The following is an 8,172-nucleotide window of genomic DNA, read 5'->3' on the forward strand; positions in this document are numbered from 1 at the left end:
ATATGAAGCAAATGTTATCTAGTTTTGAAGGAATATACCTTCATCAGTTTGGTGATGATGGCAGAGAGGTCACACCCGTTCCCATACCGAACACGGAAGTTAAGCTCTCTAGCGCCGATGGTAGTTGGGACCTTGTCCCTGTGAGAGTAGGACGTCGCCAAGCAACTTTAAGACGAGTCAGAATGACTCGTCTTTTTTGTGTTTTAAACTTCTTATCAGTCTCAAGTAAGTAATCCTTATTATTTTGATCCTCTCATATTCATTTTCTTTCATCATTTTTGATGTGTAGTTTAAGATTTTCTATTCTATTTTTTGTAGAAGCAATCTATCGGTGTGTTAAAATAGTACAGTTGTTTTTCGAGGTACTTTAATATAGAAAGATTTAAATTTTTTAAGGAGATAATATGAAGAAGATAGGTGTAATTACTATAGTGGTTTTAGTCCTTCTAGCAATTACTTATATGTTAGTCGGGAATTATTTTTATAATTATGCGTTGAATGCGAAACAAGAGAAAGAGTTTTTAGAGGATAATCCTCACTTAGTAGAAACTGTGAATGCATCGGGAGGTGTGTTTGCTACAAATGAAGAAAAGGATGCGAACTTTGTATCAAATCATAAACCTAATATACGAAACATAAATTCTTTCGATAAGTTGAAATTAACAGGTTATGAATATATGAATGAACAATCTAGCCATAAATGGGCAATTGTAGTTCATGGATATGATAGTAGGGCATCGAAAATGACGAAATATATCCGGAATTTTTATGAAGAAGGATATAACGTCATAGCGCCAGATCTTCGTGGGCATGGAAATAGTGAAGGTGATTATATAGGGATGGGCTGGCACGATCGTAAAGATATTTTGATTTGGATTCAACAAATTGTAAAGAAAGACCCTAATGCTGAAATAGCACTCTTTGGAGTTTCAATGGGGGGAGCAACTGTAATGATGACTTCAGGTGAAGAGTTACCCTCTAACGTTAAAGTTATTATTGAAGATTGTGGATACTCAACTGTTATTGATGAATTTACTTATCAATTAAACGATTTATTCCACTTGCCGAAGTTTCCTGTTATGAATGCGGCAAATACAGTTACAAAATTAAGAGCTGGATATGATTTAGAAGAAGCTTCAGCTGTAAAACAAGTAGCGAAAAGTAAAACACCGATGCTATTTATTCATGGGGACGCTGATACATTCGTTCCTTATGAAATGTTAGATGAAGTATATAATGCTGCAAAAGTAGAAAAAGAGAAATTAATTGTTCCAGGTGCTGGACATGGAGAAGCCGAGAAGGTAGATTCGAATAAATATTGGAATACCGTATGGGAGTTCGTGGGGAGATACATTCCAGCGTAATTAGATTGTTTTAGATTTGTATTTTGTATATACGATAATCAGAAGGAAATGTTTTTATACTTTTGATTATCGTTTTTTCTATTTAAAAACTCATTTTAGTTTGTAGTATATAAGGTTTGAAGCATAAATTTTTGAATTCCTTATTGCCAGTGCTACAATAATTGAAAACTACATGTTAATGAGGTGTTTCTATGAAAATTGAAGTATGGTCAGATTTTGTATGCCCATTTTGTTATATTGGGAAACGTAGATTAGAAATGGCTTTAGAGCAATTTCCGCATAAGAAAGATGTTGAAGTTGAGTTTAAAAGTTTTGAATTAGACCAAAATGCTCCAATCTATTCTGGAACAAGTATTAATGAAGTACTTGCATCAAAGTATGGGATTAGTATTGAAGAAGCTAAGCGTAATAATATACAACTAGGCAATCATGCAGCTAGTATGGGGTTAAGTTTTAATTTTGAAGAGATGAAGCCGACGAACACTTTTGATGCGCATCGTCTTGCCAAATTTGCAAAGGATCAAGGGAAAGAAAAAGAGATTACGGAAAATCTACTTTGTGCATATTTCACTGAATCGAAAAATTTAAGTGATGTGGATACGCTTGCTACTATTGCTGAAGCTTCAGGTTTAGATAAGCAAGAAGCTCTACATGTTATTAATGATAAAAGCGCATATGCAAATGATGTTAGAATTGATGAAGCGATTGCTCAGCAATATCAAATTTCGGGAGTTCCTTATTTTATTATTAATCAAAAGTATGCTATTTCAGGTGCGCAACCACTTGAAACTTTTGTTGGTGCACTTCAGCAAGTTTGGGAAGAAGAGAATCCTGCACCTAAGTTACAAGAGCTTTCTTCAGAGGGTGGAAGCGATATGTCTTGTACGGATGAAAGTTGTTCTGTACCTTCAAAAGAACAATAGTTTTTATGATGGGATAGCAACCCATAGAGTGTTTCATGGGTTGCTTATCTATTCTTATAGAAGAGGTATATAAATAGATAAATTAATAACGTAAATAGGATTTATAAAAAAATGAAGTTTTTTATAAAAACATATTGACGATTGTAGGTTAGAGGTGTAATATAGAACAAGTCGCCGATAGCAACAACGCAGAAAGCGACAAAAGAAATAAAAAAACTTGGTTGACATTGAAATATGAAAATGTTAACATAAGGGAGTCGCAAATGAGCGACAGACAAGTTCTTTGAAAACTGAACGAAACAAACAACGTGAACGTCAATTTTTATTTTTAGATGCTAGACAAACTAACTTTATTGGAGAGTTTGATCCTGGCTCAGGATGAACGCTGGCGGCGTGCCTAATACATGCAAGTCGAGCGAATGGATTAAGAGCTTGCTCTTATGAAGTTAGCGGCGGACGGGTGAGTAACACGTGGGTAACCTACCCATAAGACTGGGATAACTCCGGGAAACCGGGGCTAATACCGGATAATATTTTGAACTGCATAGTTCGAAATTGAAAGGCGGCTTCGGCTGTCACTTATGGATGGACCCGCGTCGCATTAGCTAGTTGGTGAGGTAACGGCTCACCAAGGCGACGATGCGTAGCCGACCTGAGAGGGTGATCGGCCACACTGGGACTGAGACACGGCCCAGACTCCTACGGGAGGCAGCAGTAGGGAATCTTCCGCAATGGACGAAAGTCTGACGGAGCAACGCCGCGTGAGTGATGAAGGCTTTCGGGTCGTAAAACTCTGTTGTTAGGGAAGAACAAGTGCTAGTTGAATAAGCTGGCACCTTGACGGTACCTAACCAGAAAGCCACGGCTAACTACGTGCCAGCAGCCGCGGTAATACGTAGGTGGCAAGCGTTATCCGGAATTATTGGGCGTAAAGCGCGCGCAGGTGGTTTCTTAAGTCTGATGTGAAAGCCCACGGCTCAACCGTGGAGGGTCATTGGAAACTGGGAGACTTGAGTGCAGAAGAGGAAAGTGGAATTCCATGTGTAGCGGTGAAATGCGTAGAGATATGGAGGAACACCAGTGGCGAAGGCGACTTTCTGGTCTGTAACTGACACTGAGGCGCGAAAGCGTGGGGAGCAAACAGGATTAGATACCCTGGTAGTCCACGCCGTAAACGATGAGTGCTAAGTGTTAGAGGGTTTCCGCCCTTTAGTGCTGAAGTTAACGCATTAAGCACTCCGCCTGGGGAGTACGGCCGCAAGGCTGAAACTCAAAGGAATTGACGGGGGCCCGCACAAGCGGTGGAGCATGTGGTTTAATTCGAAGCAACGCGAAGAACCTTACCAGGTCTTGACATCCTCTGAAAACTCTAGAGATAGAGCTTCTCCTTCGGGAGCAGAGTGACAGGTGGTGCATGGTTGTCGTCAGCTCGTGTCGTGAGATGTTGGGTTAAGTCCCGCAACGAGCGCAACCCTTGATCTTAGTTGCCATCATTAAGTTGGGCACTCTAAGGTGACTGCCGGTGACAAACCGGAGGAAGGTGGGGATGACGTCAAATCATCATGCCCCTTATGACCTGGGCTACACACGTGCTACAATGGACGGTACAAAGAGCTGCAAGACCGCGAGGTGGAGCTAATCTCATAAAACCGTTCTCAGTTCGGATTGTAGGCTGCAACTCGCCTACATGAAGCTGGAATCGCTAGTAATCGCGGATCAGCATGCCGCGGTGAATACGTTCCCGGGCCTTGTACACACCGCCCGTCACACCACGAGAGTTTGTAACACCCGAAGTCGGTGGGGTAACCTTTATGGAGCCAGCCGCCTAAGGTGGGACAGATGATTGGGGTGAAGTCGTAACAAGGTAGCCGTATCGGAAGGTGCGGCTGGATCACCTCCTTTCTATGGAGAATTGATGAACGCAGTTCATCAATAAACGTTGACTTGTTTTGTTTCGTTCAGTTTTGAGAGAACTATCTCTCAAGTTTAAATGTATGTTCTTTGAAAACTAGATAACAGTGTAGCTCATATTTTTTAATTTTAGTTTGGTTAAGTTAGAAAGGGCGCACGGTGGATGCCTTGACACTAGGAGTCGATGAAGGACGGGACTAACGCCGATATGCTTCGGGGAGCTGTAAGTAAGCTTTGATCCGAAGATTTCCGAATGGGGAAACCCACTATACGTAATGGTATGGTATCCTTACCTGAATACATAGGGTATGGAAGACAGACCCAGGGAACTGAAACATCTAAGTACCTGGAGGAAGAGAAAGCAAATGCGATTTCCTGAGTAGCGGCGAGCGAAACGGAATCTAGCCCAAACCAAGAGGCTTGCCTCTTGGGGTTGTAGGACATTCTATACGGAGTTACAAAGGAACGAGGTAGACGAAGCGACCTGGAAAGGTCCGTCACAGAGGGTAATAACCCCGTAGTCGAAACTTCGTTCTCTCTTGAATGTATCCTGAGTACGGCGGAACACGTGAAATTCCGTCGGAATCTGGGAGGACCATCTCCCAAGGCTAAATACTCCCTAGTGATCGATAGTGAACCAGTACCGTGAGGGAAAGGTGAAAAGCACCCCGGAAGGGGAGTGAAAGAGATCCTGAAACCGTGTGCCTACAAATAGTCAGAGCCCGTTAATGGGTGATGGCGTGCCTTTTGTAGAATGAACCGGCGAGTTACGATCCCGTGCGAGGTTAAGCTGAAGAGGCGGAGCCGCAGCGAAAGCGAGTCTGAATAGGGCGTTTAGTACGTGGTCGTAGACCCGAAACCAGGTGATCTACCCATGTCCAGGGTGAAGTTCAGGTAACACTGAATGGAGGCCCGAACCCACGCACGTTGAAAAGTGCGGGGATGAGGTGTGGGTAGCGGAGAAATTCCAATCGAACCTGGAGATAGCTGGTTCTCCCCGAAATAGCTTTAGGGCTAGCCTTAAGTGTAAGAGTCTTGGAGGTAGAGCACTGATTGAACTAGGGGTCCTCATCGGATTACCGAATTCAGTCAAACTCCGAATGCCAATGACTTATCCTTAGGAGTCAGACTGCGAGTGATAAGATCCGTAGTCAAGAGGGAAACAGCCCAGATCGCCAGCTAAGGTCCCAAAGTGTGTATTAAGTGGAAAAGGATGTGGAGTTGCTTAGACAACTAGGATGTTGGCTCAGAAGCAGCCACCATTTAAAGAGTGCGTAATAGCTCACTAGTCGAGTGACTCTGCGCCGAAAATGTACCGGGGCTAAATACACCACCGAAGCTGCGAATTGATACCAATGGTATCAGTGGTAGGGGAGCGTTCTAAGTGCAGTGAAGTCAGACCGGAAGGACTGGTGGAGCGCTTAGAAGTGAGAATGCCGGTATGAGTAGCGAAAGACGGGTGAGAATCCCGTCCACCGAATGCCTAAGGTTTCCTGAGGAAGGCTCGTCCGCTCAGGGTTAGTCAGGACCTAAGCCGAGGCCGACAGGCGTAGGCGATGGACAACAGGTTGATATTCCTGTACCACCTCTTTATCGTTTGAGCAATGGAGGGACGCAGAAGGATAGAAGAAGCGTGCGATTGGTTGTGCACGTCCAAGCAGTTAGGCTGATAAGTAGGCAAATCCGCTTATCGTGAAGGCTGAGCTGTGATGGGGAAGCTCCTTATGGAGCGAAGTCTTTGATTCCCCGCTGCCAAGAAAAGCTTCTAGCGAGATAAAAGGTGCCTGTACCGCAAACCGACACAGGTAGGCGAGGAGAGAATCCTAAGGTGTGCGAGAGAACTCTGGTTAAGGAACTCGGCAAAATGACCCCGTAACTTCGGGAGAAGGGGTGCTTTCTTAACGGAAAGCCGCAGTGAATAGGCCCAAGCGACTGTTTAGCAAAAACACAGGTCTCTGCGAAGCCGTAAGGCGAAGTATAGGGGCTGACACCTGCCCGGTGCTGGAAGGTTAAGGAGAGGGGTTAGCGTAAGCGAAGCTCTGAACTGAAGCCCCAGTAAACGGCGGCCGTAACTATAACGGTCCTAAGGTAGCGAAATTCCTTGTCGGGTAAGTTCCGACCCGCACGAAAGGTGTAACGATTTGGGCACTGTCTCAACCAGAGACTCGGTGAAATTATAGTACCTGTGAAGATGCAGGTTACCCGCGACAGGACGGAAAGACCCCGTGGAGCTTTACTGTAGCCTGATATTGAATTTTGGTACAGTTTGTACAGGATAGGCGGGAGCCATTGAAACCGGAGCGCTAGCTTCGGTGGAGGCGCTGGTGGGATACCGCCCTGACTGTATTGAAATTCTAACCTACGGGTCTTATCGACCCGGGAGACAGTGTCAGGTGGGCAGTTTGACTGGGGCGGTCGCCTCCTAAAGTGTAACGGAGGCGCCCAAAGGTTCCCTCAGAATGGTTGGAAATCATTCGTAGAGTGCAAAGGCATAAGGGAGCTTGACTGCGAGACCTACAAGTCGAGCAGGGACGAAAGTCGGGCTTAGTGATCCGGTGGTTCCGCATGGAAGGGCCATCGCTCAACGGATAAAAGCTACCCCGGGGATAACAGGCTTATCTCCCCCAAGAGTCCACATCGACGGGGAGGTTTGGCACCTCGATGTCGGCTCATCGCATCCTGGGGCTGTAGTCGGTCCCAAGGGTTGGGCTGTTCGCCCATTAAAGCGGTACGCGAGCTGGGTTCAGAACGTCGTGAGACAGTTCGGTCCCTATCCGTCGTGGGCGCAGGAAATTTGAGAGGAGCTGTCCTTAGTACGAGAGGACCGGGATGGACGCACCGCTGGTGTACCAGTTGTTCTGCCAAGGGCATAGCTGGGTAGCTATGTGCGGAAGGGATAAGTGCTGAAAGCATCTAAGCATGAAGCCCCCCTCAAGATGAGATTTCCCATAGCGTAAGCTAGTAAGATCCCTGAAAGATGATCAGGTTGATAGGTTCGAGGTGGAAGCATGGTGACATGTGGAGCTGACGAATACTAATAGATCGAGGACTTAACCATATAATATGAAGCAATGTTATCTAGTTTTGAAGGAATATACCTTCATCAGTTTGGTGATGATGGCAGAGAGGTCACACCCGTTCCCATACCGAACACGGAAGTTAAGCTCTCTAGCGCCGATGGTAGTTGGGACCTTGTCCCTGTGAGAGTAGGACGTCGCCAAGCAATTTTAAGACGAGTCAGAATGACTCGTCTTTTTTGTGTTTAATGAAATAAGCTTGTTATTAATGGCTCAAGAAATCCATTGATAACAAGCTTATTTGTTTAAAGGTAAGCGTATTTATATAAATGAGGGCCTAGACACATTTGTAATTTCACAATTTTGATTTACAGTCATATCTCCCTCTTTATAAAGCTTTACTGCATAATTCATTCCTGCATGATTTTTATGGTACTTCTTTAACCGACCTTTAAACTTTCCTTCTTTCTTAGCCAGTTCAATTCCTTCACGCTGCCGCATACGGATAAGATCACGTTCTAATTGGTTTACACCCGCCATAACCGTAATTAAGAATTGGCTGTAGGGATTATCTTCTGATAAATCTAGCCATGTATCTTTTAAGGATTTTAAATTTGCCTTTTTACTCCGTATGTTATCGATTAATTCAAATAAATCTTGTGTACTACGAGTAATCCGAGTTAAGTCCGTAACATAAATGATGTCACCTTCTTGTATATCCTCTAACATTTTTTGAAGTTGCTCACGATCTTTTGTTGCTCCGGAAACTTTTTCTTCAAAAATAATATCCATTCCGATTTCGTTCAGTTGCTGAAATTGCCTTGAAGGATTCTGGCTAGTTGAACTGACGCGTATATAACCGATTTTTCGCAAAATATCACCTCATTTTTGAGACAAGTCTTATGAGACGCTCTTAACTATGATTTTATCAGTCTCCTAAACTCTATTGATATATAA

General features: G+C 44.1%; 3 protein-coding genes and 4 rRNA genes. 6 read left to right on the forward strand and 1 reads right to left on the reverse strand.

The genetic code is table 11. The features are described from left to right. Positions 1-47: 47 nt before the first annotated feature. The 6 genes from rrf (MKY90_RS01580) (at position 48) to rrf (MKY90_RS01605) (ending at position 7,421) form a co-directional block, all read left to right on the forward strand. Positions 48-163, forward strand: a 5S ribosomal RNA gene (gene rrf, locus MKY90_RS01580). A gap of 241 nt (positions 164-404) precedes the next feature. Then, the gene (locus MKY90_RS01585; RefSeq protein WP_098168927.1) at positions 405-1,364 is read left to right on the forward strand and encodes an alpha/beta hydrolase; all 960 of its coding nucleotides are present in this window, start codon (positions 405-407) and stop codon (positions 1,362-1,364) included. A gap of 191 nt (positions 1,365-1,555) precedes the next feature. Beyond that, the gene (locus MKY90_RS01590; protein ID WP_002035454.1) at positions 1,556-2,287 is read left to right on the forward strand and encodes a DsbA family oxidoreductase; all 732 of its coding nucleotides are present in this window, start codon (positions 1,556-1,558) and stop codon (positions 2,285-2,287) included. A gap of 350 nt (positions 2,288-2,637) precedes the next feature. Further along, a 16S ribosomal RNA gene (locus tag MKY90_RS01595) occupies positions 2,638-4,189 on the forward strand. A 145-nt stretch (positions 4,190-4,334) separates the two neighbouring features. After that, a 23S ribosomal RNA gene (locus MKY90_RS01600) occupies positions 4,335-7,256 on the forward strand. A 49-nt stretch (positions 7,257-7,305) separates the two neighbouring features. After that, positions 7,306-7,421: ribosomal RNA gene (gene rrf, locus MKY90_RS01605) — 5S ribosomal RNA — on the forward strand. Together the 16S, 23S and 5S rRNA genes form the textbook arrangement of a ribosomal RNA operon. 115 nt (positions 7,422-7,536) lie before the next feature. Here rrf (MKY90_RS01605) and MKY90_RS01610 read toward each other — a convergent pair. After that, entirely contained in the window at positions 7,537-8,088 is a 552-nt protein-coding gene (locus tag MKY90_RS01610; protein WP_098169163.1) for a recombinase family protein, read from the reverse strand. Positions 8,089-8,172: the final 84 nt, after the last annotated feature.

The organism is Bacillus sp. FSL P2-0099 (assembly GCF_038007445.1).
GTDB lineage: Bacteria > Bacillota > Bacilli > Bacillales > Bacillaceae_G > Bacillus_A > Bacillus_A mycoides.